Annotated in this window: 26 protein-coding genes and 1 tRNA gene; 12 read left to right on the top strand and 15 right to left on the bottom strand. The window is 65.4% G+C overall.

Annotated elements, in window-relative coordinates; translation table 11 throughout:
- Positions 1-2: 2 nt before the first annotated feature.
- From BM031_RS22420 to BM031_RS22430, 3 genes are read right to left on the bottom strand one after another with little or no spacing between them, the layout of a single operon-like run.
- Positions 3-461 (bottom strand): (2Fe-2S)-binding protein, encoded by a 459-nt coding sequence (locus BM031_RS22420; protein WP_091876768.1) that lies wholly within the window; start codon positions 459-461, stop codon positions 3-5.
- A gap of 40 nt (positions 462-501) precedes the next feature.
- Entirely contained in the window at positions 502-1221 is a 720-nt protein-coding gene (locus BM031_RS22425; RefSeq protein WP_091876769.1) for a DsbC family protein, read from the bottom strand.
- Between the two features lie 18 nt (positions 1222-1239).
- On the bottom strand, positions 1240-2457 hold the full coding sequence (locus tag BM031_RS22430) for an FAD-dependent monooxygenase (protein WP_091876770.1): 1218 nt from the start codon (positions 2455-2457) through the stop codon (positions 1240-1242).
- A gap of 111 nt (positions 2458-2568) precedes the next feature.
- Here BM031_RS22430 and BM031_RS22435 point away from each other — a divergent pair.
- A tRNA-Phe gene (locus tag BM031_RS22435) sits at positions 2569-2644 on the top strand.
- Between the two features lie 460 nt (positions 2645-3104).
- On the top strand, positions 3105-3767 hold the full coding sequence (locus BM031_RS22440; protein ID WP_218147633.1) for an SOUL family heme-binding protein: 663 nt from the start codon (positions 3105-3107) through the stop codon (positions 3765-3767).
- Between the two features lie 48 nt (positions 3768-3815).
- Here BM031_RS22440 and BM031_RS22445 read toward each other — a convergent pair whose 3' ends face one another.
- The 5 genes from BM031_RS22445 to BM031_RS22465 all read right to left on the bottom strand — a co-directional run bounded on the left by BM031_RS22445 (position 3816) and on the right by BM031_RS22465 (position 9581).
- Entirely contained in the window at positions 3816-4958 is a 1143-nt protein-coding gene (locus tag BM031_RS22445) for an ABC transporter permease (RefSeq protein WP_091876771.1), read from the bottom strand.
- Positions 4955-6136, bottom strand: a complete 1182-nt coding sequence (locus BM031_RS22450) for an ABC transporter permease (RefSeq protein WP_091876772.1) — start codon at positions 6134-6136, stop codon at positions 4955-4957. Before BM031_RS22450 ends, BM031_RS22445 begins: the two co-directional genes overlap by 4 nt.
- Positions 6137-6145: 9 nt before the next feature.
- Positions 6146-7120: an HlyD family secretion protein gene (locus tag BM031_RS22455; RefSeq protein WP_091876793.1), complete on the bottom strand. Its 975-nt coding sequence runs from the start codon at positions 7118-7120 to the stop codon at positions 6146-6148.
- Between the two features lie 5 nt (positions 7121-7125).
- The gene (locus tag BM031_RS22460; RefSeq protein WP_091876773.1) at positions 7126-8535 is read right to left on the bottom strand and encodes a TolC family protein; all 1410 of its coding nucleotides are present in this window, start codon (positions 8533-8535) and stop codon (positions 7126-7128) included.
- A gap of 143 nt (positions 8536-8678) precedes the next feature.
- Positions 8679-9581 carry a LysR family transcriptional regulator gene (locus tag BM031_RS22465; protein WP_091876774.1) on the bottom strand — a complete coding sequence of 301 codons (903 nt, stop codon included), beginning with the start codon at positions 9579-9581 and terminating at the stop codon, positions 8679-8681.
- Between the two features lie 90 nt (positions 9582-9671).
- Between BM031_RS22465 and BM031_RS22470 the strand changes: the two genes are divergently transcribed.
- From BM031_RS22470 to BM031_RS22490, 5 genes are all read left to right on the top strand, one after another.
- Positions 9672-10175 carry a lactoylglutathione lyase family protein gene (locus BM031_RS22470; RefSeq protein WP_091876775.1) on the top strand — a complete coding sequence of 168 codons (504 nt, stop codon included), beginning with the start codon at positions 9672-9674 and terminating at the stop codon, positions 10173-10175.
- A gap of 61 nt (positions 10176-10236) precedes the next feature.
- Entirely contained in the window at positions 10237-10842 is a 606-nt protein-coding gene (locus BM031_RS22475; protein ID WP_091876776.1) for a TetR/AcrR family transcriptional regulator, read from the top strand.
- 91 nt (positions 10843-10933) lie between these two features.
- Positions 10934-12091 (top strand): iron-containing alcohol dehydrogenase, encoded by a 1158-nt coding sequence (locus BM031_RS22480; protein WP_091876777.1) that lies wholly within the window; start codon positions 10934-10936, stop codon positions 12089-12091.
- A gap of 16 nt (positions 12092-12107) precedes the next feature.
- Positions 12108-13142, top strand: a complete 1035-nt coding sequence (gene curA / locus BM031_RS22485; protein ID WP_091876778.1) for an NADPH-dependent curcumin/dihydrocurcumin reductase — start codon at positions 12108-12110, stop codon at positions 13140-13142.
- Between the two features lie 21 nt (positions 13143-13163).
- On the top strand, positions 13164-13841 hold the full coding sequence (locus BM031_RS22490; RefSeq protein ID WP_091876779.1) for a type 1 glutamine amidotransferase domain-containing protein: 678 nt from the start codon (positions 13164-13166) through the stop codon (positions 13839-13841).
- 208 nt (positions 13842-14049) lie between these two features.
- Here the strand turns inward: BM031_RS22490 and BM031_RS22495 are convergent, their stop codons facing one another.
- Positions 14050-14469 (bottom strand): hypothetical protein, encoded by a 420-nt coding sequence (locus tag BM031_RS22495; RefSeq protein ID WP_091876780.1) that lies wholly within the window; start codon positions 14467-14469, stop codon positions 14050-14052.
- A gap of 192 nt (positions 14470-14661) precedes the next feature.
- On the opposite strand from BM031_RS22495, the gene BM031_RS22500 reads away from it, so the two are divergent.
- The gene (locus tag BM031_RS22500; RefSeq protein ID WP_143084680.1) at positions 14662-15639 is read left to right on the top strand and encodes an OmpA family protein; all 978 of its coding nucleotides are present in this window, start codon (positions 14662-14664) and stop codon (positions 15637-15639) included.
- A 197-nt stretch (positions 15640-15836) separates the two neighbouring features.
- Complete coding sequence (locus BM031_RS22505) at positions 15837-16292, top strand: fasciclin domain-containing protein (RefSeq protein WP_091876782.1); 456 nt, start codon at positions 15837-15839, stop codon at positions 16290-16292.
- Positions 16293-16366: 74 nt separating this feature from the next.
- Here the strand turns inward: BM031_RS22505 and BM031_RS22510 are convergent, their stop codons facing one another.
- Positions 16367-17503: a hypothetical protein gene (locus tag BM031_RS22510; protein WP_143084681.1), complete on the bottom strand. Its 1137-nt coding sequence runs from the start codon at positions 17501-17503 to the stop codon at positions 16367-16369.
- A gap of 164 nt (positions 17504-17667) precedes the next feature.
- On the opposite strand from BM031_RS22510, the gene BM031_RS22515 reads away from it, so the two are divergent.
- The gene (locus tag BM031_RS22515) at positions 17668-18111 is read left to right on the top strand and encodes a nuclear transport factor 2 family protein (RefSeq protein ID WP_091876784.1); all 444 of its coding nucleotides are present in this window, start codon (positions 17668-17670) and stop codon (positions 18109-18111) included.
- A 76-nt stretch (positions 18112-18187) separates the two neighbouring features.
- Here the strand turns inward: BM031_RS22515 and BM031_RS22520 are convergent, their stop codons facing one another.
- Together BM031_RS22520 and BM031_RS22525 are read right to left on the bottom strand one after the other, a co-directional pair.
- Positions 18188-20263 (bottom strand): M13 family metallopeptidase, encoded by a 2076-nt coding sequence (locus BM031_RS22520; RefSeq protein ID WP_091876785.1) that lies wholly within the window; start codon positions 20261-20263, stop codon positions 18188-18190.
- 134 nt (positions 20264-20397) lie between these two features.
- Positions 20398-21540 (bottom strand): branched-chain amino acid ABC transporter substrate-binding protein, encoded by a 1143-nt coding sequence (locus tag BM031_RS22525; protein ID WP_091876786.1) that lies wholly within the window; start codon positions 21538-21540, stop codon positions 20398-20400.
- Between the two features lie 184 nt (positions 21541-21724).
- Here BM031_RS22525 and BM031_RS22530 point away from each other — a divergent pair, with 184 nt between their 5' ends.
- Entirely contained in the window at positions 21725-22168 is a 444-nt protein-coding gene (locus tag BM031_RS22530) for a nuclear transport factor 2 family protein (protein WP_091876787.1), read from the top strand.
- 60 nt (positions 22169-22228) lie between these two features.
- Here the strand turns inward: BM031_RS22530 and BM031_RS22535 are convergent, their stop codons facing one another.
- Positions 22229-24259 (bottom strand): hypothetical protein, encoded by a 2031-nt coding sequence (locus BM031_RS22535; RefSeq protein WP_091876788.1) that lies wholly within the window; start codon positions 24257-24259, stop codon positions 22229-22231.
- A 186-nt stretch (positions 24260-24445) separates the two neighbouring features.
- On the bottom strand, positions 24446-25315 hold the full coding sequence (locus BM031_RS22540; protein ID WP_091876789.1) for a class I SAM-dependent methyltransferase: 870 nt from the start codon (positions 25313-25315) through the stop codon (positions 24446-24448).
- Positions 25316-25583: 268 nt separating this feature from the next.
- Here BM031_RS22540 and BM031_RS22545 point away from each other — a divergent pair, with 268 nt between their 5' ends.
- The gene (locus BM031_RS22545) at positions 25584-26090 is read left to right on the top strand and encodes a host attachment protein (RefSeq protein WP_091876790.1); all 507 of its coding nucleotides are present in this window, start codon (positions 25584-25586) and stop codon (positions 26088-26090) included.
- A gap of 60 nt (positions 26091-26150) precedes the next feature.
- Here the strand turns inward: BM031_RS22545 and BM031_RS22550 are convergent.
- Positions 26151-26497, bottom strand: a 347-nt coding sequence (locus BM031_RS22550; RefSeq protein ID WP_143084682.1) for a transposase, incomplete at its 5' end; no start/stop codon positions are given.

Consider the following 26497-nt stretch of genomic DNA (forward strand, 5'->3'; position numbering starts at 1 on the left):
CCTTATGCCAGGGTCTTGGCGGCGTCCTTGATGGCCGCGCGGATCCGTTGATAGGTGCCGCAGCGGCAGATGTTGCCGCTCATGGCGTTGTCGATATCGGCGTCGAGCGGACGCTTGTTCGTGCGCAGCAGGGCGACGGCGCTCATCACCTGCCCGCTCTGGCAGTAGCCGCATTGCGGCACGTCGTGCTTGACCCAGGCGTCCTGCACCGCCTTGCCGACCTTGTCGCCTTCCATCGCTTCGATGGTGGTGATCTTCAAGCCCTGCGCGCTTGATATCGGCGTGACGCAGGAGCGGATCGGGTTGCCGTCCAGGTGCACGGTGCAGGCGCCGCACAGCGCCGCGCCGCAGCCGAACTTGGTGCCGGTCATGTCGAGATTGTCGCGCAGCGCCCAGAGGATGGGCGTGGCGGGGTCGGCGTCGACCTGAAGGTCGCGCCCGTTGATGTTCAAGGTGACCATGGTCTACTCCCTGTTTTGGACGAGGTATTGTTGATGTTGATTACTTCAACGACTGCAGCTTCGCTTCCAGGCCCTTCATGTCGATCGCGCCCGGGATACGGGAGCCATCGGTGAAGAAGATGGCCGGCGTACCCTGGATCTTGAGCTTCTGGCCGAGCGCGGCCACTTTCTCGTTCGGCGTATCGCAGGCAGCCGGCGCGGTCGGCGGCAGCTTGCCGTTGATCATCCAGTCATCCCAGGCCTTGACGCGGTCGGGTGCGCACCAGATGTTCTTCGACTTCACGAACGAATCCTCGGACAGGATGTTGTACATGAAGGTGTAGATCGTGACGTTGTCGATTTCCTTGAGCGTGGTCTGGCGCAGGCGCTTGCAGTAGCCGCAGTTCGGGTCTTCGAACACGGCGATCACGCGCTTGCCATTGCCCTTGACCTGCTTGAGGGCCATCTCGAGCGGCAGGTCCGTAAACTTGATCTTGTTGATCTCTTCGACGCGGGCGCGGGTCAGGTTGGTCGAGGTCTTGGTGTCGTAGACGTGGCCGATGAACAGGTAATCGCCCTTCTTGTCCGTGTACAGGATGTCGCCGGCGACGCGCACTTCGTACAGGCCGCTGTACGGCGTTTCGCGGATCGATTCGATCTTGGCGCCGCCCAGGCGCGGTTCGAGCGCCTTCTTGATGGTGGCTTCGGTATTGGTCTGCGCTTCCACGCAGGATGCAAGCAGGCCCGTCGCCAGCAGGACGGCGACCTTCGTTTTCAACATGACAATTCCTTGAATTGGTTACTTGCCCATCGCATGCGCCATCAGGCGACGCTTTATCAGGGGCAATTTATCGAGCAAGTTTAATCCGAAATTACGGACGATGCGCACGGGTTCCAGGTTGGCGCCGAACAAACGCTCGAGGCCGTCGGTGGCCAGTTGCATCAGCAGCACGTCTTCCTTGCGCTTGCGGGCGTAGCGGGCCAGCACGCGCTCATCGGCAATGCCGCGCCGGTCTTCGCGTTCGCGCAGCACGGCGAGCAGGTCGACGATGTCGCCGAAGCCCAGGTTCATGCCATGCCCGGCCAGCGGATGCACGGCGTGGGCGGCGTCGCCCACCAGCGCCACGCGCGGGGCGACCAGCGCGTGCGGGCGCACCAGCGCCAGCGGCACCGCCTTGACGTCCTCGGGCTGGAGCGGGCGCAGCGTGCCGAGCTTGTCGTCGGCGTAGGCGGCCAGGCGGATCGCCATTTCGCCGAGCGACTCGTCCATGAGCGTATCGGCCAGGGTTTCCGGGGCCGACCACACCAGCGAAACGCGGTTGCCCGGCAGCGGCAGCAGCGCGATGATGCCGTCGGCGCAGGTAAACCACTGGTGGGCGACGCCGTGGTGCGGCTTGTCGCAGGAAAAGTTGGCGACGATGGCGCGCTGGTGGTACATGCGGTAGTCGACCCCGATGTCGCACTGGCCGCGCACCCAGGATTCACGGCCATCGGCCCCGACCACGAGTTCGCAGGCGATCCTGGTGCCGTCTTCCAGCCGCACGGCTGCGCCCTGCTCGCTGCAGGTGAGCTCGCAGGCGCAGCCGGTGACCAGCTGCACGTTGGCGGCGAACTTGAGCGCCGCGTCCAGCGCGCCGTTCAGGTTGCTGTCCTCGACGATCCACGCCAGCGTGCCGACATGGGCGCCGAAGGCGTCGAAACCGAGGTTGCCGCCCTGCTCGCCGTCGCCCTTGATATCCATCGCATCGACCGCCTGCACCCGTGCCAGGTCGAGCGCGCCCCAGACCTTGAGCGAGGCCAGCAGGTCGTGCGCCGTATGGTTCAGGGCATACACGCGCACGTCCCAGGGTTTTTCCGCAGCGGACGAGGTCGGCTTCTCGGGTGCCGGGCGCGCCGGCGGCACCAAGAGGGTCACGCGATACCCCGACTGGGCGAAACCAAGGGCGGCAGTCTTGGCGATGGCGCCATTGCCGACGATGCAGACGTCGCTGCGGTGCTGGGCGGTGGTCGTAGTCATAAGGGGCATTATAGCGAGATGTCAACAACTCGCCGGGCGTTACGAAGCGGCGATTGGCGTACGGAAGGGCTTGCGCAAGTGAAAATCGCTGGCTATAATCATGCCTCTCTTGGCCTGGTAGCTCAGTTGGTAGAGCAGAGGATTGAAAATCCTTGTGTCGGTGGTTCGATTCCGCCCCGGGCCACCAAGAACATCGTTCACGCAACGCCCACTCATGCAAGTGGGCGTTGTCGTTTCCGGGAGTCGTAGTCCTCTGCTCCGGTCCATTGCCGGTGTCTCTTTGGGCTCCGGGCACGCGACCAAATCGTCCACTCGTCAGAACCGCTACGTTTTCACGCGAATTGTTCACCGGCCAAGGCGCACGCCCTGTATTCATCGATATCGACTTGAGCGCTGCCGGGCCAGTACCGTGTGCATAGGCGTCGCGCGCCCCATCTTCGCGTTCGAAACGCGACCGGTAACCAATATTGGCGTTAGCCGAAATGGCATCATCGCGCACGTAACGCCCACGACGGCAAATGCGGGTCCCCGAATACACCAGCCCTTGCCAAGTTGAAATCGGCAGCGACATGGATACATGGGCTTCATGAGGATAAACCAAGTAAGGTGTATGCTTTCCCGACCAACCCACCCGGAAAAACTTCTCCATGAAATCTTCCGTTCAAGACGTGCGCCGAGGTGCGAGGCCATGGCATGCAATATCGCCGGCAAACCTCGCGGTCGTGTTCTCGCTGACAATGCTGCCTGCGACCAGCTACGCGATCGAAGAACCCTTCTACACCACTTTGCGCACTTTCCCTGAATTTGAAATTCGCCAATACGCGCCCTACACCGTCGCCGAGGTATTGGTTTCGGCCCCCGCCAGCGAGGCAGGCAACCGCGCCTTCCCCATTTTGGCGGGCTATATCTTCGGAAAGAACAAGGGCGAACGCAAGCTCGCCATGACCGCCCCCGTGACCCAGGCCGCCGCCCCCATGAAGCTGGAAATGACGGCGCCGGTGACCCAGAGCGTCGCCAGCGGCGGTATGCTGGTGCAGTTTGTTCTGCCTGAAGACATCAATATGGAGAATGCACCGGAACCCCTCGATCCCCGAGTCACACTGCGCGAAATACCTTCCCGGCGGGTAGCGGTGATCCGTTATTCCGGCTTTTGGTCGGAATCGAATTACGAAAAGCATTTAAGCAAACTCCAGGAAGGACTGCGCGCAGCCAATGTCGTATGGAAGGGCGAACCGGTGCTTTCCCGCTACAACGGCCCCATGACCCCCTGGTTTATGAGACGCAATGAGATCTGGCTGAACCTAGATTGATCGGAAGCGCAGCTTGAAGCGGGCTGCTGTGGGCCGGACGCGTCCGGCCTATCGAGGCGGAACAATGCGCCGCCACTTGCGCAAGCCAAGGACGACGAACACGGTCGCCAGGCCGAGCAGCCCTGCAAGCTCCATGCGCACCTCGTGCAGAGACGCGCCCATCTGATTGGTGGCGACGAAACCCTGGATGGCTGCGGTCGACGGCAACAGCCAGCCTAGGACCTGCAGCGGGGCCGGGATGGCGCTCGCGGGCCAGGTCAGTCCCGACAAGAACATGATCGGCAGCGAAGTGGCGACCAGCAGCTGCATGCTGCGCTCCCGGGTGCGGAAGAACATCCCAATCAACATGCCCAATGCCGCCACGCTGTAGGCGAACAGCAGGGTCAACATGGCTGTGCCCGCCAAGTTGCCGCCCCTCGGGTAATCCTGCCACCAGAAGACAAACCCGAAAAAGTACATCGCGTTGAGTGCGACGACCAGCGCGAACGCAGTCAGCGCGCCGCAGTAGGACGCCGCATCCTGCGCGTAAGGGAAGGATTTCTCGCTCGACCAGCTGCCGAACAGCAGCCCGATGCCGAGCAGGAAGGTCTGCTGCATGATCAGGACCACGACCCCCGGCACGATATACGACGCGTAGCCCTCGCGTACGTTGAACAAGGGCAACGCTTCAACCCCCAGTGGCTGGCGCGACGCCTCGGCCTGTGTGCCAGACGGCGTCATGGCGCTCAGGCGTTTCAATTCGATCCCGGCCGAAACGGTACCGGCAACCTCGGCCAGGCCGTTAAGCACCACCTTGTTCAGCAGGGGGTAGGCGCCGTGGCCGCTGATGTCGATTTCCGGTTGCAAACCTGCCAGCACTTTCCGGCTGAAGTCGGCGGGAATGATCATCGCGCCGGCGGCCTGTCCCTGCCAGATCAGCTTCTGCGCCGCCTCGGGCCGGGTGCTGACAGCAACTACCAGGATGGCCGAGTGCGCCCCGGCGTAGCGGATCAACTGGCGCGACAGGGCCGAATGATCCTGGTCGACAATCGCCACCGGCACCCGGCGCACCGTTTCCGCACTGTATGGCAGCGGATAGAAAAAGGAATACACAATGCCGGAAATGAAGAACAGTAGCAGCGCAGCCTTGTCCCGGAAGATCGATTGCCAGGTCAGCAGGAAGGCGTGCGATGCTGCGCGCAGGGCGCTCATGACTTGCCCCAGGTGGCGGGCTGGGTCACGCGGCGGGCCAGGCGCATGCGCGCAGCGGCCCCCACGACGAGCGTGAAGGCCAGCAGTACCGCAAGCGTCCCGAGGCCGGCACCCAGCGGCGCGCCCGCCATCCAGGTGTTGTTCAGTAACTTCAGGTAATGCGTCAGCGGCAGCGATTCGGCCCAGATGCGCGCGCCGATGGGCATGGCGAGTAGCGGAAATCCCTGGCCGGCGAACGCGAACGCCGGCGCCGTCACAAAGGCGCAAGCCGACAGCGCCGAGCGCAGCGACGATGTAAACGCGACGAGGAAGGCCCCCAACGCGAGGTAAGCCGTGATGAAGAAGGCCGTGCCTGCCAGGATTGCCGTCGCGCTCCCGAGTACCGGCCAGCCCAGCACCACGCCGAACAGCACGAACAGCAACAGCGCATGCACCACGAAGACGGCGAAGGGAATGAGCAGTTTGCCCAGCAAGGCCGCGCCCAGCTTGCCGTCGGCGGCGGCGAGCCAGTCGGACACCGTGGCGGCGCGGAATTCGCGGCCCAGCGCCGTCACAGCCGAGAGCGTGACAAAAATATGCAGCAGGCTAAATGCCACCGGCATCGCCAGCGATGGGATATAGCTGCCGTTTTCGTTGAACAGCGTCGTCGTCCGGGTACGGACCGGCTCGACCTGCTGCACGGCCTGGCCCGGGCCGGCGCCACGACTGGCGCGGCCTTGCAGTTCAATGCCGGCGGACAGCGTCGACACCACCGTCCGTACATCGCGCGTCATCGTTCCCGCGTGCGCCGCGAACTGGGCGTTGTAGGCCCATTGCACCCTGGCGCCCCTCCCGGCGCGCACCGCTTCCTGCAAATCGGCGGGAATCGATACGATGCCGAACGCCGCGCGCGCGCGGATCATCCGGAAGGCTTCGGCCTCATTGTCGGCTGCCAGCACGACCTTCAATCCCGGCGCCGCGTCGAGCATGCGGATCAGGCTGCGCGACATCACCGACTGGTCGCGGTCGTGCACCACCAGCGGCAGGTCGCGCGCCACGCCGGCGGAAAATATCCACCATGTCATCAGATACAGCGCCAGCGGGATCGTTGTCAGCATCGCGACATCCCATGGATCGGCGCGCAGGCGGATCCATTCGCGCCGCAAGGACGACAGGATGGCGTTGCCGGAGCGGGTCATCGGAAACGCTCAGCGATCGAACACGACCGTCATGCCCGGCCGCAGCCCAGGCACGGCTGCGGTCGGCCGCAGCCTGACCTCGAAGGTACGCAAATCGGTGCCGCCCGGGCGCGCCGCGCGCCAGGTGGCAAACGCCGGCAGCGCCGATACGGCGCTGACCTTGAACTGCGCCTTGACCTTCAGCGCCGGAATGGTGGCCTGGTGCAAGGAATCCTTCGCGTACGGCTGGAATTCGTCTTCGCGCACCGCCACCACGGCCCAGACGTCGGACAGGTCGACCAGGGTAATGACGGGGAACCCCTGCGGCGCCAGCTCGCCGGCCTGGATCGCGACCTTCGTCACTTCACCCGCCGCCGGCGCCCTGATGCGCGTCTCGTCGAGTGCGGCGCCGGTCTCGGCCAGCACACCGGCCACCTGGCGCACCTGCGCTTCGGCGGCAAGCTTGTCTTCCGGCCGGGCGCCCTGGCGCGCCATGTCGTACTGTGCCCTGGCAGCCGTGGCCAGCTCGCCGGCCGAGCGCGCCTGCGTCTCGGCGTCATCGCGCTTCTGGCGCGCGACGACGCCTTCGGCATACATCGCCGCGATCCGCTGGTAAGTCAGCCTGGCCAGCCTGGCGCCCGCCTCTGCGCGCTCCCAGTTGGCGCGCGCGGCGACGATTTCCTGCGGACGCGCGCCGGCCTGCACTTTCTGGCTGGCCGCGCGGGCGGCATCGCGCGCGGCCTCGGCCTGCGCCACCTTGGCCCGCACTTCCGGGCTGTCCAGTTCGAACAGCAGGTCGCCGCGTTTGACGGTCTGCCCGAGTTGCACATGTACCCGGCCGACCCGCCCCGGCACTTTCGACGACACATTGGTTTCCTGCGCTTCGACCTGGCCCTGGACAGGATCGCGGGTCGGCTGGAAGGCCTGGTACACGCCCCATCCGAGCAGGGCAAGGACGAGGACGGCGGCGATGGCGCCCAGGCGCCTGGTGCGAGCTTCTGCCATGATGATCATTCTTTCGTGAGGTCGACGATGTGTGTTGCTGACCTGGAGAGCGCGTACAGCCGGCCCGGATCACCAGCGGTGCCGAGCAGCCTGGCCAGCGCCATGACGTACTCGTACGCCGCCTGCGAGCGTTCGAGCGAGGCCTTGGTGTAATTGAGCGAGGCATCGGCCACGTCGGTCGAGGTCGCCTGGCCGTTCTGGAAACCCACCTGCGCCAGGCGCCGCGTCTCGTAGGCCAGTTCGATCGCCGAACCCATCGACAGGTAACGCAGCCGGGCATCCTCCATCGTGCGCCACTGGCTTTCGGCCAGGGTCGGGAGATCGCGGCCGGCCTGCTCGGCGGCGACCACGACGCGCTGCTGCTCGAGCCGGGCAGCGGAGATCATTCGTGCGCGGTCGATCCGCTCCACCAGCGGGACACTGACCGACACCCCGACCAGCCAGTTGGCGCGGCTGGAGCTGCCGCGATTGAGATTGTAATTGGCGATGCCGATGACGGTGGGGCTGAACGCGCGGCCCTGCAGCTGCACGGCCCCGTCCGCTTGTTTGCGCTTGCTTGCGATCTGTTTCCAGGCCGCGTTCGAGGCCATGGCCGCGTCGATGAACGAGGCCAGCGAGCCGGGCGGCTGTGCATGCACGAACAGCGGCGTGGCAGGCAGGACGGCGTCGGGCGCGTCGAGCAGGCGGCGCAGCGCCAGCTGCGCGATCTCGAGGTCGCTGCCCGCCTTTGCCGCTTCCCTGAGCGCGTTGTCGACGGCGACATCGGCTTTCAGGCGCTCGACCTTGGCGATGAGTCCTGTCCGTTCCATCTTGAGCGCCATGCGCTGGTGTTCCTTGGCCACTTCTACCGCAGCGCTGCGCAACTGCCAGGCCTTCCTGGCCAGCTGCACCGTGAAATAGCGCTGCGCCAGCTGCGTCGACGCATCGTCGAGGGCCGCCTGGACGCTCGCGCCGGCCTCGTCGGCGCGGCCCGCGGCGATCTGCTTGACTGCATCGAGGCGCCCGCCCGTATAAAGGGGCCAGACCGTGCTCAGGCCGAGCGAACGCACATCGAACACGCGGTCGACATTCAGGGCCTGCGGGACGTCCGGCAGGTTCAGTCCCGGCAACGGCGGCAGGGAGTCGAGCACCGGGTTGGCCAGTTGCGCAATGGCGCCGGTGTCGACGCTGAGGGTGGTGGACACCCGCCCCGCGAAGCCGGACAAGCGCACGTCCGGGCCGTCGATGCGGCGCAGCGCCTCGGCTTGCAACTGCTTCGCCTGGAAATCGAGCCGGGCCCCGTTTACCGAACCCGCAGTTGCCCTCACCCGGCGCCACGCCTCGGCATAGTCGACGCCGGCATCGGCGTGCGCGGCCTGGGCCAGCGCCAGCAGCGCGGCGGCCACGATTCCAGGCAGGACAGGCTTCGTTCTCATGTTTTACTCCGGTACTCGATTGTGGGACCGCCATCCGCGGCGCCGACGCAGCGGCGCCGCTCATGCATCGCGCATGGATGGTATTGTAGCCTGAATGACAAGATCTCCGAGTGCATTCGCGGCCATCCGTTTGCGCGCGCGGCTCAAGGCGCAAGCGCGTCGGAGCCAGCCAGCCAGTCCTGCTCGCGCAGGCGTTCCACCGCCCAGGCGGCGCTGGCGGACAAAGGCCATTCGGCGCGAGACACCAGCCACAGGTTGTCGATTACCGGCGGCGCCGTATCGACGACCCGGATCGCCCGCTGCTGCGGATAGGCCTGCACGGCAAAGCGCGGCAGCACCGTGAAGCCCAGGCCACGCGCCACCGGATCGAGGATGGCGCCGATCTGGTTGGTGAAGCCGCGCACAGGCAGCTGGCCGATGCGCCGTCCCGGGTACACCCGCGCCAGCAGCCTGCGGCCCATGTCCATGCCATCCGGGTGGTCGATGTAACCCAGCTGCGCCAGGATGGGCCAGCTGGCGTCCTCCACCTGCGCAGGCACCACCAGGCACAGGCTCTCGCGGGCGAACAGCGCGGTCGTCAGGCGCTCGTCGTCGGGCTGGTGCGTGACGATGCCGAGTTCGGCCCGGCTGGCCAGGACGGCGGCGATGATCTCGGCGGTCGGGGCCGCCCGGTAGCTGACCGACAGCCCGGGATGCGCCGCCTGCAGCGCCAGCAGCCGCGGATAGAGCAGCAGGCCAATGCTGCCGGGGCTGGCGATCGAGATCTGTCCGACATGGGGATCGTGGTCGGCCAGCGCCAGTCTCAGCCGCGCCTGCGCCTGCGCCATGTCGCGCGCGTAAGCGAGCACCTTGACCCCGGCCGGCGTCAGGCTTGCCTGGCGCGTGCGCCGGATCAGCAAGGGTCCGCACTCGGCCTCCAGGCGCTGCACCTGCTGGCTGACCGCCGCCTGTGTGAGATCGAGCATGGCTGCGGCGCGGGTGAAACTGCCGGTATCGCACACTGCCACGAAAGCCCGCAGCCAGGCCGGATTGAGGTCGTTATTCATAAATTTTTTTTATAGTACAGATCACTTTTACTCTCTTTTTATTATAGTTGGCGCTGCCTATACTGGTTTTTTACGCGTACAGGAGCAGCCATGACTTACCCCCGCAGTTTTTCCCACATCGGGATCACGGTCACCGACCTCGACGCCGCCGTGCGCTTCTATTCCGAGGTGCTGGGCTGGTACGTGATCATGCCGCCCACCTCGATCGCCAAAGACGACTCGGCGATCGGCGTGATGTGCACCGACGTGTTCGGACCCGACTGGACGTCGTTCCGGATCGCCCACCTCTCGACCGGCGACCGCATCGGCGTCGAACTCTTCGAGTTTCCTAACAGCGAGCCGCGCGAGAACAATTTCGAGTTCTGGAAGACCGGCGTGTTCCACTTCTGCGTCCAGGATCCCGACCTCGAAGGCCTGGCGGCGCGCATCGTCGCCGCCGGCGGCAAGCAGCGCATGCCGGTACGCTACTACTATCCGGGAGAAAAGCCCTATCGCATGGTGTACCTGGAAGACCCGTTCGGCAACATCCTGGAGATTTACAGCCACAGCTACGAATTGACCTATGGCGCCGGCGCCTACCAGCGGGCCGGATGAGCCGCAAGGCTTGGCCACGCGACCCAAGACGACTGGTCTAATTTGCGTTATACTGGCGTGCATGCGTACTCACCAGCACAGCGTCAGGCAACATATCCTCGCCACCGGCCAGGAGATCATCACGGGCAAGGGCTTTTCCGCCGTCGGCCTGAACGAGATCCTCGCGGCCGCCGGCGTGCCGAAGGGCTCGTTCTATCACTACTTCAAGTCGAAGGAACAGTTCGGCGAAGCCCTGCTGGAGAATTACGTCGGAGATTACCTGGCCGAACTCGACGCGCTGCTGGCGCCCGATGGCAGCCCGGCCGCTGCGCGCCTGATGCGCTACTGGGACAGCTGGCTCATCCTGTCGGACGCCGGCTGCGCCGGCAGCAGGTGCCTGGTGGTCAAGCTCAGTGGCGAAGTAGCCGACATGTCCGATGCGATGCGCGCCGTCCTGTTGCGCGGCACGAACGACATCGTGCAGCGCCTCGCGGCCTGCATCGAGGAAGGATTCGCCGATGGCTCGATTGCTGCCGGTCCCCAGCCACAGCAATGCGCGCTCGCCCTCTACGAAATGTGGCTGGGCGCCGCGCTGCTGACCAAACTGCGGCGCGATCCAAGCGCGCTGGACGGTGCGATGCACGCGACCCGGGCGCTGCTGCACCTGCCGGGGACCTTCCCCGCCTGAGGCGTGGGCGTCCCGCGGTGCCGGTGTCAATGCCGGCGCCGCCATCTTTTTCACTTATTTCTAGACGACCAGTCTAATAGAGGAGTCAGGCATGCAGAATTTTGATTTTTATAACCCGACAAGGATCGTGTTCGGCGCAGGTACCATTGCCTCGCTGGCGCGGCTGGTGCCGCAGACGGCGCGCGTGCTGGTCCTGTTCGGCGGCGCCAGTGCCGAAAAGACCGGCACCCTGGCCGAGGTGCGCCAGGCGCTCGGTGAACGCTTCGTGCAGGAATTCGGCGGCATCGAGCCGAACCCGAGCTATGAAACCCTGATGCGCGCGGTCGAGCAGGTGCGCCGCGAAAAACTCGACTTCCTGCTCGCCGTCGGCGGCGGCTCGGTGATCGACGGCGCCAAGTTCGTGGCCGCCGCGGCCGATCACGAGGGCGACCCGTGGAACATCATGGAAACCGGCGGCGCCAGCGTGACCGGCGCCCTGCCCTTCGGCACCGTGCTGACGCTGCCGGCGACCGGTTCGGAAATGAACAACGGCTCGGTCGTCACGCTGAAAGCGACCCACACGAAATTGCCGTTTCGCAGTGTCCACGTGTTCCCGCAATTCTCGGTGCTCGATCCGACCAAGACCTATACCTTGCCGGAAAAACAGGTTGCCAACGGCCTGGTCGACGCCTTCGTCCACATTACCGAGCAATACCTGACCTACCCGGTACAGGCGCTGGCCCAGGACCGTTTCGCCGAGGGCCTGCTGCAGACGCTGGTCGAGATCGCGCCGCGGGCGATCGCCGCTCCCGAAGACTACGCCACCCGCAGCAACCTGATGTGGACCGCCTCACTCGCCCTGAACGGACTGATCGGCGCAGGCGTGCCGCAGGACTGGGCCACGCACATGATCGGCCATGAACTGACCGCCCTGTACGACATCGACCATGCGCGCACCCTGGCAATCGTGCTGCCGGCCGTGCTCGATATACAGCGCGACAAGAAACGCGACAAGCTGCTTCAATACGGGGAGCGCGTGTGGGGGATTACGGCCGGCAGCGAAGAGCAGCGCATCGACGCCGCGATCGCCGCCACGCGCCACTTTTTCGAGGGTCTCGGCATCCCGACCCGTCTTTCGGCCTATGGCCTGGGCATGGCGGCGGTCAACGACGTCGTCGGCCAGCTCGGTGCGCACGGCATGACCCGCCTGGGCGAGCATGGCGATGTCGATCTCGCGCTCAGCCGCGCCATTCTCGAAACCGCTCTTTGATCGAAGGATATCAACCATGCCGCAAACCGCCGCCATCAACCGCAGCATCGTGCTGCAACAGCGCCCGCACGGGGCCCCCGACGCCGACACGTTCCGCCTGGCCGAATCGCCGGTGCCGGTGCCGCAGGAAGGACAGGTACTACTGCGCACGCTGATGCTGTCGCTCGATCCCTACATGCGCGGGCGCATCAGCGACGCCAAATCGTATGCCGAGCCGGTCGCCATCGGCGCCGTGATGGTCGGCGGCACGGTCTCGCGCGTGGAAGCATCGCGCCACCCCGGCTTCGAAGCTGGCCAGCTGGTGCTCGGCTACAGCGGCTGGCAGGACTATGCCTTGTCCGACGGCACCGGCCTGAACAAGCTCGGCGACGACGTGGGACTGGCCTCGCGCGCGCTCGGCGTACTCGGCATGCCCGGCTTTACCGCCTATATGGGCCTGCTCGACATCGGCCAGCCGCAAGCCGGCGACACCGTCGTGGTGGCGGCCGCCAGCGGCGCGGTCGGCTCGCTGGTCGGGCAGATCGCCAGACTCAAGGGCGCGCGCGCGGTCGGCATCGCCGGCGGCGCCGACAAATGCCGCTACGTGGTCGACGAGCTCGGCTTCGACGCCTGCATCGACCACCGCGCGCCGGATTTTCCGCAACAACTGGCCGCAGCCTGCCCGGCGGGCATTGACGTGTACTTCGAGAATGTCGGCGGCGCCGTGTTCGACGCCGTGCTGCCCTTGCTCAACGCCAAGGCGCGCGTTCCCGTCTGCGGCCTGATCGCCGACTACAACGCCACGGCGCTGCCGCCCGGCCCGGATCGGCTCGGCCTGCTGGCGCGCACCATCCTGACCAAGCGTATCAAGATGCAGGGTTTCATTATTTTTGACGACTACGGGCCGCGCTACGGTGAATTCCTTGCCCAGATGAGCGAATGGCTCAAGGACGGCAAGATCAAGTTCCGTGAAGACGTGGTGGATGGCCTCGAGCATGCGCCGCAGGCCTTCGTCGGCCTGCTCCAAGGGAAGAATTTCGGCAAGCTCGTGGTGCGCGTCGCCCCTAACTGACTAACTCAACAGGAGAAGCACATGAATGTATTGATGGTAGTGACCTCGCATGACCAACTCGGCGACACCGGCAAGAAAACCGGCTTCTGGCTGGAAGAGTTTGCCGCGCCGTACTACGCCCTGAAGGATGCCGGCGCCGACGTCACCGTGGTCTCGCCCCTGGGCGGGCAGCCGCCGCTCGACCCGAAGAGCGACGAGCCGGACGCACAAACCGACGCGACCCGCCGTTTTAAATCCGACGCCGCCGCGCAGGCCGTGCTCGCCAAAACCGGCAAGCTGGCCGAGGTGAAGGCGGCCGACTTCGATGCCGTGTTCTATCCGGGCGGACACGGCCCGCTGTGGGACCTGGCCGAAGACAAGGCATCGATCGCCCTGATCGAAGCGATGGCCGCTGCCGGCAAGCCGGTCGCCGCCGTGTGCCATGCCCCCGGCGTGCTGCGCCACGTGAAAGCTGCGGACGGCGGCCCGCTCGTCAAGGGCAAGCGGGTAACCGGTTTCACCAACACCGAAGAAAAAGCGGTCGGCCTGACCGCAGTGGTGCCCTTCCTGGTCGAGGACATGCTCAAGGAAAACGGTGGCCAGTATTCGAAGGGCGCCGATTGGCAGTCATATGTACTCACCGATGGCAAGCTGGTCACCGGACAGAATCCGGCCTCGTCGGAAGAAGGCGCAAAAGCGCTGCTCAAGCTGCTGGCCTGATCGAGGGCGTCGCCTTCGGCGCCTTGCCCCAGACACGAAACTTGAAAATCCTTGTGTCGGTGGTTCGAACCCGCCCCGGGCCACCAAGCATTCGCAGTACACGCAACGCCGACCCATGCAGGTCGGCGTTGTCGTTTCCAGCTACCAAAATGCTGTTATCCCTGGTCGGACGCCCCTCATTCTTTCCTTTCCCTGAACTCGCCCTCGATCACCTGTCGTCGTTGCGCTTCGGCGCATTCTTGCCGGCGAAGGTGGAGACTGACGCTACGAGCCGATCGAACATTGCCCGCCGCAACCAGGGGAAGCCAAGCACGAAGGCCGTGGCGAAACCCGTGAACGCCGCCGGCACGACTTCGCCGCGCGACAGGAAGTTCACCAGGCACAGTGCGAGCAGGCTCACGATGAGCGGACGACGGAAAGGCTTGGGGATCAGGCCGACGACGCGCGGCTTGCCATTACGTATCCAGGGGAAACGGGCAAACAAGGCGCCAAGCATCAGCCCTGCCATGACGCGGCCAGTACCGAGAAAGTCGGCCACCACGCCGATGACAAGGAAACCGCTGTAGGTCATCGTGCTGGCCAGAGCTGCCAGCGCCAATACCACCAGTGCGATCGCCAGCCGTGGCATGCGCCAGGCCGCTAGAACGAGGGAACGTAGGATGAGTGTACTCCTGCAAATGGGACTGGATGTCGAGTGCAAATTTTAACAGCGTGCCTGCACAAGGGTGCGCGGGCGATCGGGTGAAGGGTGTAGGCTCGGCTTCCGATGTTAGATCGACATCTTCTTTTTGCTGACGCGAAAAATCGAAGGAGACCCGCCATGTTTGAAGAACTCAGCACCACCCTTGGGCAGAAGTTTGGACTGGGCATGAATGCGCGACCCTTCCTGCAAATGTTACTAGCAAGAATCAGCGATCCGAGGCACGGCGGTTTCGCCGGTTTCGTGCAACGGCTGCGCGATGGCGGCGTGGCCGTCGATACCTGGGCGGCCACCCCGGGCGCGGAGGCGGCGCTCTCCCCTTCCGACATCGAGCGGGCCGTGGGCGACCATGAGCTGGTGCCCGACATGGCGTCGCGCTTCGGCATCGAGCGCAGCAAGGTGATCGGGGCGCTCGGCTTCGCGATCCCGGCCATCGTCGCGCGCCTGGCCAGGGGCGGCGTGGCGCCGGCCACCTTGCCGCCTGAGGCGGAGTCCTTCATCGGCAACCGCGGCGCGTGGGCGGCTGCGCCCACCATGGCCTCCCAGGCCGGCGCGGTGCAGGCGCCGGCCAGGAATTGGCTGCCGTGGATCGCGGCGGCAGTCGTTCTGCTGCTCTTGCTGGGCTACTGCAGCACGCAGCGGCGCAGCGAGCCGGTGCCGGCCGCGCCGGCGCCCGTGATCACGGAATCCGTACCGGCCCCTGGAGCGCCGGCGGCCCCTGTCCCGGACCTGGTCGTGACCGAGCCGGAAGGCGCCGCCATTGTCGCCGGCATGGCCGACGGTATCCCGGTGCTGAAGGTGTATTTCGACGTGGGCAAGACCCTGGTGTCGAGCGAGTTCAAGGAAAAGTCCGCCGACCTGGTCGCTTACCTGAACACCAATCCGAACGCCAAGGCCATCATTTCGGGCTTCAACGACCCCACCGGCGATGCGGCCGCCAACGCCAAGCTGGCAAAGGGCCGGGCCGAAGCGGTGCAGGAACAGCTGGTCGCGGCCGGCATCGCAAAGGACCGCACCCTGCTCGAAAAGCCGGCTGACACGACCGGCACCGCACCGACCAATGCCGCCTCGCGGCGGGTGGATGTGATGCTGCGCTGAGCCCAGTCGCCGGAGCGCCCCCCAAACGCCGGTCCCGCGAGGCCGGCGTTTTTCGTTAGCAGCCAGGCCACGTGCTGATCGACTCACTGTTGAACCGCTGTTTGCCCGATAAATGCGGTGCATCGCTGGACGCTCTGCTGGTTTTTACCTATCTTCCAATACAACACCGGTACAAATCTCTCACAACGGAGCTCAACATGAAAAAACTCGTACTCGCAGCAATGATGGCCGCTTCCTTTACCGCCGCACAGGCTGCCGACATCGTCGACACCGCCAAGTCGGCCGGCAGCTTCAACACCCTGGTCGCGGCCGTGCAGGCAGCCGGCCTGGTCGACACCCTGAAAGGCCCAGGCCCGTTCACCGTCTTCGCGCCGACCGACGAGGCCTTCGCCAAGATCCCGAAAGCCAAGCTCGATGCGCTGCTGAAGGATAAAGCGGCCTTGACCAAGGTCCTGACCTACCACGTGGTGCCAGGCAAAGTGATGGCCGCCAGCGTCAAGCCGGGTGCGGTCAAGACGGTCGAGGGCAGCAGCCTGATGGTCAGCGCCAAGGGCGGCACCGTCATGGTCGACAAGGCCAAGGTCGTCAAGACCGATGTGGAGGCGGACAATGGCGTCATTCACGTCATCGACTCGGTGATCATGCCGAAGTAAGCCAGGGCCGCAGGGGGCGTGTGCCGTCAGGTATGGCGGCGCGCCATCCCCCTGCGATTGCTCCAGTTTTTTGACTAGTTCGGCTCTTGCAACCAAGACTTCAGTCGTCCTGGCGCCTTCAACTCCACCAGATCACGCTCGATCCCGGCAATCTGTTGGCGTATCCCGACGATGTCGGCTTTGAGCATGTCCAGCATCGATTCCGGAGTCAGACGCTTGACCGGAACTTCCGGCTGATACATTGCCGCCTCGTTCACGAATTGCGCGATTTCCAGCTCGGTTAGCCGCAATTGTTCCTTCAAAAGCTTGTTATAGTGCGCCAGCTCTTTCTCAGGCAAGTGTGAGACCATGCCGCGCTGCTCGAGCTCAATCCGGAATGCTAGCAAGGCCGGCAGATCCCCAGCAGCGTGGGCAGCCTCCGCGCGCTGAATGAATTCCACCTTCGCGGCGGACGACGCTTCACCTGGTGCGGGGCTGGCGTTGAACGCGTCCGCCAGCTCACGATAGAGGGCCCCCATCGCTTCGGCCACCTTTTCCTCAAGCAGGATGCGCGCTCGCTCTGCCCTGGCGGACGCTGCCAATAAGCTGCGCTGGCGTGCCGGCTCGCCCGTCTCTTCTGCCACGATCAGTGCACGGACGACCTCTCGGTTCTCCTCGCTACGCAGGTCGAGGTCGCCAATATCGAGGTCGTGGACCCTCTGCATGAGTTCAGCGAACTCCGCGTGCTGGCCAGCGTACTCGGCGTCGTCCTCGCTGAAGTCGTCGTACAGTTCGAACACGTCGAGGTCGTCGTCGTCGTCGTCGTCGTCGTCCTCGTCGTCCTCGTCGTCCTCGTTCTCATCGAGGCCCGAGTGCCGCGCGCAAACCTGTTCGAGCTCGGCATCGTCTTCCTGGTCTAGCAGGTCCAGTGCCAGCTCGACTATGAGATCCGAGAGGTCTTCACGCTCCGCTTCGTCCAGGCTGGCTTCTTCACTTAACTGGTCGAGGCGCAGCGCAAGCTGCTTCAGCAGAGCATCATTCACCTGCTTCAAGGGCAGGAATTCTTTCGCACCCAGCTCGCGCCTGTCGCTCGACGCCTGGCGCCATGTCTCCGCAAGCAGCTTGGCCGCATGTAGTTTGCCGACGAGCGCGTCGAACTGCTTGCGTCCGCGCGACGTTGTCCCTGAACCCAGATTCAACGGAGTATGTGCAGTACGTTTTTTTGAAGACATGATGATTTCTAATAATTTGAATTGCCGGTGAGGTCCCGGCCTCCACGGAAGAGAGCGCATGGTGCGCGTTGCGCACAAGCTCCGGTTGGCGCGCACGCAAAGCTTGACGATCGACTTTTCTGAACCATACTGAAAAGCCCGCCCCACCTCTTCCGGAGACGATCATGCACGAGCAGCAGAATGTCGAACTGGTCCAGCAATGCTATGCCGACTACGGCAACGGCGACATCGACCACCTGCTCGGGTGCATGACGCCCGACGTCGACTGGGAGGTGGCGAGCGTGCCCGGGGTCGAATTCTCGGGCAAGCGCCAGGGCTGCGACAAGGTGCGGGAATTTTTCAGGCTCACGAGCGAACAACAAACCATCCGCTCCTTCACCCCCCATGAATTCATCGCCCAGGGCGACAAGGTGGTCGTGCTCGGCCACGGCGCCTGGACCGCCACCGGCACCGGCCTGGACTTCGAAAGCGACTGGGTGCATGTCTTCACCCTCAGGGACGGCAAGATCGCCGCCTTCCGCGAATTCATGGACGTCCATTTCGCCGTCGAGGCCTACCAATGCTATCCGCTAGGGGTGCGCACGCCGGCCGCCGCGGCGCCGCATTGAGGCCCGCCACGAGCGCAAAAGAAACGCCAACCGGACGGTTGGCGTTTTGCTGTGCAGGACCTGCGCGCGCGCCTGCTTACCAGAAGATGACGCGGTCCTTCGGCTCCAGGTACATCTTGTCGCCCGGCTTGACCTCGAAGGCTTCGTAGAAGCCCGGGTGGTTGCGCAGGCTGCCGTTGACGCGGAACTCGGACGGCGAATGCGGATCGGATTTCACCTGCGAGATCAGCGCCGCATCGCGCGCCTTGCCCTTGCGTGCCTGCGACAGGCCCATGAACAGGCGCTGTTCGGCGGTGAAGCCGTCGATCACAGGGCCCGGCTTGCCCTTCAGGTAGATCTTGTAGGCGCGGCTGGCCATGATGGCGCCGGCGTTGTCGGCGATGTTCTCGCCCAGGGTCAGTTCGCCGTTCACATTGTAGCCCGGCAGCGGGCTGTAGCCGGCGTACTGGGCAACCAGCACTTTGCCGCGCGCGGCGAATTTTTCCGCATCTTCCTTGGTCCACCAGTTGCGCAGGTTGCCGTCGCCGTCGAACTGCGAGCCCTTGTCGTCGAAGGCGTGGCTGATCTCGTGGCCGATCGAGATCCCCACCGAGCCGTAGTTCACCGCCGGTTCGGCGTCGGCGTCGTACAGCGGGTATTGCAGGCGCGCCGCCGGGAACACCACCTCGTTGAGCGTCGGGCTGTAATAGGCGTTGACGGTCTGCGGCGACATGCTCCACACGCTGCGGTCGACCGGCTTGCCAAGGCGGTTCACCTGGTACTCGTGGCCGAATTCGCGCGAGCGCATCACGTTGCCCACCAGGTCGCCGCGCACGACCTTGAGCTTGCCGTAGTCGCGCCACTTGTCGGGGTAGCCGATTTTGACGTTGATCTTCGAGAGCTTGACCTGGGCCTGCTTTTTCGTCTCCGGCGACATCCAGTCGAGCGTTTCGATGCCCTCGCCAAAGGCGGTGATGAAGTTCTTTGCCATGTCCAGCACCTGCTGCTTGCGCTCGGCCGGGAAGTGCTGGGCCACGTACACCTTGCCCACCACTTCGCTCAGGTTGCGGTTGATCTCGGCGATGGCGCGCTTGTCGAGCGGGCGGTTCTCCTTGGCGCCGGAGAGCACGGTGCCGCGGAAGGCGAAACTCTCGTCGACAAACGCCTGCGACAGGTAGGGCGCGTAGGCGCTGAGCAGGCGGAATTCGAAGTAAGGCTTCCAGGTTTCCAGCGGCGTGGCGGCGATGAGTTTATCCAGCGCGGCCAGGTAGGACGGCTGGTTGACGATCACCGACGTGGCCGATCCGGCGCCGGTGCCCTTCAGGTAAGTGGTCCAGTCGAAGCCCGGCAGCAGCTTGCGCAGCTCGGCCAGGCTCATCTTGTTGTAGCGCTTGACCGGGTCGCGGTTCTCGACCTTGGTCCACTGGGCGCGCGCGATCTCGGTTTCCAGCGCCACGATCTGCTGCGCCTTGGCGGCGGCATCCTGGTGGCCGGCCAGGGCCAGCATCTTCTCGATGTGGGCCTGGTATTTGGCGCGGATGTCCTTCAGGCGCGCGTCGTCGGTGGCGAGGTAGTAGTCGCGGTCCGGCATGCCCAGCCCCGACTGCGAGATGCCGACGATGTAGCGGGTGGAATCCTTGTTGTCCTGGCCGACGTACATGTCGAGTGGCGCGTCGGCGCCGATACGGGCGAAGCGCGCCATCAGCGAAGCCATCGCGCGCTTGTCCTTGAGTGCGGCGACGCGCGCCAGCTCGCCCTTGAGCGGGGCCAGGCCCAGTGCATCGCGGCGCGCCTGGTCGACGTAGCTGGTGTAGAAGTCGCCCATCTTCTGCGCGTCCGAGCCGGCCGCCGCGTTCTTCTGGGCGGCGGCGCCTTCGACGATGGTGCGGATCTGCTGCTCGACGCGGTCTTGCGCGATATTGAAGGCGCCCCAGCTGGAGCGGTCGGACGGGATGTCGACGTCCTTCATCCAGGTGCCCTGGGTGTAGCGGAAGAAGTCGTCCTGTGCCCGCACGTTGCGGTCCATCGCGGCAATCTCGATGCCCGAGGTGCTGCCCGCGGCGGCCGCCGGCGCTGCCGTCGCGGTCTTGGCCGCCGTGGTGTCGTGGGCCCCGGCATGGGCCGCTACCAGGAACAGCCCTGCGATCACACTGCTGCACACGCTACGCTTCATCTCTCACTCCTGTTGTTGGAAACCGGTCGATCCTAATCCAACTGGAGGCGCGCTGCCAAGGCCATTTTTGTATGCATGTTGTTTGCACAAGGCCCGTCAATACGGGCGCCATGCAAGATTGCCGGATGCCGGATTCACTTCGCCCGCACCACCTCCAGCTTGGCCTTCTTGCCCTTGCGGTAGGTGTACAAGGTCATCGCCGCGTTGCGCAGGTCGCCCTTGGCGTCGAAGGCGATGGTGCCGGTAACGCCTTCGTGGGTGATGGCGCGCAGCGCCGGCAGCACGCGCGCCGGTTCCAGCGACTGCGCCTTCTGCATCGCGGCGGCCACCATCATCACCGCGTCGTAGGCGTAGGGACCGTAGGTTTCCACCGGTGTCTTGAAGCGCTGGCGGAAGCGTTCCGCGAAGGCCGTGTAGGCAGTCTCCTGGGCGCCGGTCACGCCGCCCGCCACCGCACAGAACACCTTATCATCTCCCAGCGCGTCGCCCGCCAGCAGCGGCAGCTTTTCGGAACAGACGCCATCGCCCGACACCAGCCTGGCCTGCAGGCCGAGGGTCTTCATCTGCTTGAGCATGGGGCCGGCCACGGCATCCATGCCGCCGTAAAACACCACGTCGGGCCGATGGCCGCGGATCTGGGTCAGGATGGCGTTGAAGTCGGTCGCCTTGTCGTTGGTGAACTGGCGGCTGACGATGGCCGCCCCGCCGCTGCTGCGCACTTCCTTCACGAACTGGTCGGCCAGGCCCTGGCCGAAGGCCGTGCGGTCGTCGATGACGGCGATCTTCTTCGCCTTGAGCGTGCCGAGCGCATAGCGCGCCAGCGTACGCCCGATCAGGTTGTCGTTCGCCACGACCCGGAAAGCGGTCGGGTAGCCCTGCTGGGTGTACAGCGGCGTGGTCGCGGCCGGCGAGATCTGGGGAATGCCGGCGCCGGCGTAGATTTTCGATGCCGGGACCGTGGTGCCGGAATTGAGGTGTCCGACCACCGCCGCCACCTTGTTGTCGACCAGCTTCTGCGCCACCGCCGTTCCGGTCTTGGGATCGGCGGCATCGTCTTCCGCCACCAGCACCCAGGTAAGCTTCTTGCCGCCCAGCGTGACGCCTTTGGCGTTGAGGTCTTCGATGGCCAGGCGGGCGCCATGTTCGATGTCCTTGCCCTGGTGGGCGCCGGGACCGGACAGCGGGGAGGCGGTGCCGATCTTGACTTCGGTTTGTGCGTGGACGGCCGGCGCGGCGGCGAGCGACAGGATGGACAGGATGACAGCGGCAGAACGCATGGCGGCCTTTCTCGAATGGATGCGTTCGATTGTACTGCCTCGGACTGCCGGGCCGGGGCAGCGCACAGCCTGGGTGCGCTTGAAATCCCCCTGCGCCGCACTAAGCTGAAGCTATCGGCACAGCGCCCCAGGGCCGGTTCATCAAGGAAAACCCATCGAGGAGGAACGCATTACGGAGGACATCATGAGCACGCAAGAAAACAAACGGATGGTATTGGAGGCCTACCAGCTGTTCAAGGCCGGGGACATCCCCAGCCTGCTGGACCGCTACGCCGACAATGCCGAATGGATCGGACCGGAATCGGACATCGTCCCCTTCGCCGGCCGTTACCATGGCAAGGCGGGCATCGCGCAGTTCTTCCGCAAGCTCGGCGATGCCTCGGAAGCGACCCGGTTCGAGGTCCGGGACTGCATCGCCGAAGGCGACAAAGTGGTCGTCATCGGGGAAGCCACCTGGCGCATCCGGGCCACCGGAACCACCTACGACACGCCATGGACCCACCTGCTCACGATACGTGAAGGCAAGGTGGCCAGGTTCGAAACCATCTACGACGTCAAGGCGACCGAGATGGCGTTCAGCCCGGACATGCGGGCACAAGCGGGCTCTGGCGCCCCGCTGCACCACTGAAAGTGCATACGCCAGCGGGACGCCCAGTGCGAGCGTCTCGCCCGGGGGGGGCGTGCAGCCTCAGTGAAAGGCCAGTCCACCCTCCACGATGCGCGCGCCGCCAGGATGAAGCCTGCTTGATTCGGGCATGGCAATGCGCGGACCGGCTGCCCCCGCGCCGGCCATGCCTGCACCGCTACGCGCCGTATCCCTGCGCTGATTGTCGTAATCCACCACATGTTCGTTCGAGACCGGATCCGTGTGCCAGATCCGCAGCCCGAGCCGTGCCACCCCGCCCCTGCCTGCCGCGGCGCCCGTCGCTGCCAGGCTGAATTGATAGCCGGCGCGGCCGTTGACGGTGGCGCTGCCCTCGAACACGCCACGCCCGGACAGGCCGCCGGCCTGCCTGAGCGTGTCGCTGCGCAGGACCAGCCCGTCGATGGCGAAGTGGAACTGGCCGGTGCGCCCGGGGGATGCGATGAAGGCGAAGTGCGCGCGGCCAGAGTGGGCACTGTCGCTGCGTAGCGCCCCCAGCGGCGAATCGAGTTTTCCGTTGCCGGCCGCCACGCCGGTGGCGGGATCGTAGGCGACCACGATGCGGCCGGTCTCGGCGCTGCGTCCTGCGCGGTCGAGCACGGTGGCCTTGATGACGTGGATGCCGGCAGTTTCATACCGGTGGCTGGCCCACGCACTGCCCAGGCCATTGCTCTCGTTCACCCTGGCCGCATGGCTGCCGCTGCCGTCGCCCCAGGACCAGGTGACGCTGCGAGTGCCGGTCCGGTCCTCGTCCACGAAGCCGAGCCTTGCTTGCACCGGTGCGCCCAGCCTGGCCAGGCCAGGCGCGGTGATCGGGCCAAGCACAGGCGGGTACTGGCCCTTGCCGTCCTTGTGGCCTTGGACGGGCCGCAGCAACACCACGCCGGCGTTGGAGTTCGCCACGATGGCGCCGCTGTCGTTGATGGCCAGTGCGGTCTCCAGCACGAAACCGGGAGGCGGATGGCGCAGGCGCTTGTTCAGGTCCAGCATGCCCTGCTTGGCGCTCCAGAGGAAGGCGTGCGGCTCTTCCTTCCTGGTGTCGGCGTTGCCGACGATGGCGCCCTTGCTGTTGACGGCCTGCGCGCGCGAGCTGGTGCCACCCAGCGTGCCGATGTCGAGCATGCCGGCGCCCTGGGTCCAGGACATTGCGTGCTGGACGCCGCCCAGCGTTTCGACGACGCCGGCGATGTGGGCGTTGGCGCTCATGGCGATCACGGCCGAGGAGAGGCCGCCGGCGGTGCCGAGGTCGAGCATGCCGGTGCCCTGGGTCCAGAAGAAAGCGTGGTTGATAAAACCGGGCAAGCTGACGGTACCGGAAACCTGCCCGGCGGCGCCCACCGCACGCGGCAGCGAAAAACTGCTGCCGAGCGTGTCGATATCGACCAGGCCCTCCAGGGCCGTCCAGCGGAACGCATGGCGGTCGAAGGCCGGGGTGCTGGACTGGCCGGCGATGAGGCCGGCATCGTTGAGGGCGTCCGCGGCGGAGAAGCTGGCAATGCCGGCCCCGAAGGAGCCCAGGTTTTCCATGCCGCCCACCAGGGTCCAGCGGAAGGCGCGCGGCGGGACGCCCGGCACGCCTTCGGACATGCCCACCACCACGCCGACGTTGTTGATGGCCGTGGCGCCGGAATTGGCGGCGCCCGGCAGCACGCCGATGTCGAGCATGCCGCCACCGAGGGTCCAGACGAAGGCGTGCTCGTTGCCACCCGGGATGGTGGAGCGTCCCGTGACCTGGCCGGCGTTGTTCAGGGCAACCGCGTAGGTATCGGTGCCGCCCAGGTCGCCGATGTCGTGCAGCACGGCGCCGTCATAAAAATAACCGCGCGGCGGGCCCATGCCCATGCGCACCGAGTACGCGACCTGGCCGCTGGCGTTGATCCTTGGAAGCGCAGAAAACTCGCCCGCGTTCAGGTTGACGATGCGGTAGCTGGTCTTGTGGCCGTGCTTGCCGCCAGCCTGCGCGTCCTGTGCCGGCGCCGCCGCGGCCGCACCCGTGATCGCCAGGAAGGCGAGCAGGCATGGCAGGCGGCGGATGCCGCGCCCGCGTCGAGCGCCGTTTTCGTGTATGCGTCGCATGTTTTTGCTCCCGGCAAGTCATGATGGACCCGCTGTGCCGGGTCGACGGGAAGATCATGCAACGCGATGGGGCTGTGCGGATTGCCGCACACGTGGAATCCGGTGCAGGTGTGGGCCAGATCAAGCATGCCTGCCTGCCGGGTGAACGGCGAGCAGCAAACACAGTCAGGCAGCAGATGCCTGCGGCTAATGGACGAGGCCGGCCTGCTTGGTCAGCACCACTTCCAGGTATTCCGCCGGAATCACCAGCGAAGACTGCCCGGCCTTGTTGGCGCTCTCGAGCACTTCGATCAGGTCCTGTTCCAGGGCCGCCTTGCGCTGCTCGTCCAGCGCGCGGAAGGCCATATGGACCGGGCCGTAGAAATCGCGGAACACCTGCAGCATGTGGGCCGAGGACGCGTAGCGGAAATGGAAGATCTTGCGGTTCAGGCGGAGTTCGCCGGCCTGCTTGCCGAACAGTTCGCGCACATGCGCCTCGGTGCCCCACATCAGGGGCGACTGGATGCCGGCCGGGGGCGGCACGTGCTTGCCGACTGTCCTGAACATCTGGCCAAGGAAGCCTTCCGGTGTCCAGTTGGCGAAGGCGATGCGCCCGCCGCCGCGCACCACCCGCAGCATTTCGCCGGCGCAGCGCGCATGGTCGGGCGTGAACATGACGCCAAAGGTGGACAGCGCCGCGTCGAAGCTGGCGTCTGGGAAAGGCAGGGCTTCGGCATCGGCTTCGCGGAATTCGACCTGCAGGCCTTCGGCCGCCGCGCGCTGGCGTCCCTTGTCCAGCAGGGCCGGCACGTAGTCGGTCGAGGTCACGCGCGCGAACCGGCGCGCGGCGGCCAGGGTGGCGTTGCCGTTGCCGGCGGCGATATCGATGACGCGCTCGCCGGCGCGGATGTCGGCCGCCTCCGCCAGCGACTCGCCGACGATCTGCAGCGTCACCCCGATGATGGCAAAGTCGCCGCTGGCCCAGGTCGCCTGCTGGCGCTGCTTGATGGCTGCGAAATCCGGCCCGCCCGCGTCGGGCTGGCGCTGCGCAGGTGTGGAAGGGATAGCTTGGGTCATGGCAGGTCTCCTCGGAAGTTCCCGACAGCGGGACAGGATTGGACAAAACGCCGACGAAAAAGATCGCCCCGTTCCGGCTGGCGCCGCATGCGCTCGTGCGTGCGCACGGTAGGACGGCGCCGGTGCGCCGGGTATCTGGAACCGGGGATATACTGGGTTATAGCCTGACCGACATGCACATGCAAATAGAGATGCGCAATCGGCCTCCGGTCAAGAGCGCTCCTGCTCGACCATATAATTAACAATCACCATTCTGACAGGGGGTAGCATGCCAACAACCTGGATTCTTTCGGCCAATTCGGGCCGTGCGAGGTTCTTTTCGGAGACCGACGCGAACCAGCCACTGCAAGAAATCGACGACATGGTCAATGCCGCTGCGCAACTGCGCACGCAGGACACCGAGACCGACCGGCTCGATCCGATCTCGGCCTCGAGCAGCCGCCACGGCATTGGCGGATCGGAAGGGGCCGGCAGGGACCACCAGTCCAAGGCCGGGGCGCCGGGCAAGCAGTACGAGCCGGCGCAAACGCCCGCGCAGCACCAGGCCGAGCTGTTCGCCAAGGACGTCGCGCACTACCTGCTGAAGGCGCACCAGGACGGCCGTTACCAGTCATTGATCATTTCGGCTGCACCAGAGTTCCTCGGCGTACTGCGCCAGAACCTGGACCAGCAGGTGAAGGGGCTGGTCAAGTCCGAGTTCAACAAGGACTACACCCATTCCAATGCGCAGCAGTTGCGCGAGCAGTTGCACGCGCAACAGGCCAAGGCCGAGTAAGCGGGCTTCACACTCTCAAGGATGCGCCAGCCACTGCGGCTGGCGTTTTTTTTGGCGCTGTCACCCTTTGCTATGGATGGGTTTGATTGCCAGGCGCAGCAATCCCTCGGCAGACGTGACGCGCCCGCCATCGAGCGCCCTGCGCCAGCCCAGGTAATTCGGCAGGTAGCGCGACGCGACGCCGTGGAAGCGCGCCAGCCAGTCGCGCAGGCGGCGGTGATAGGCATTCACGTTCTGGACATGGATGGCGCCTTCGCTGCTGCGCCGCACCCGCTCGCCGGCGCGCAGGTTGACGTACTGGTGGGCGATGCCGTGGCGCCGGCTGAACGCCCGGTAGGCCGCGTTGGCGTCGGTTACCAGCAGCACTTGGGGATCGAGCATCGGTAACAGGTGCCGTTCGAGCTGGA

It is taken from the genome of Massilia yuzhufengensis (assembly GCF_900112225.1).
Classification (GTDB): Bacteria; Pseudomonadota; Gammaproteobacteria; order Burkholderiales; family Burkholderiaceae_D; genus Telluria; species Telluria yuzhufengensis.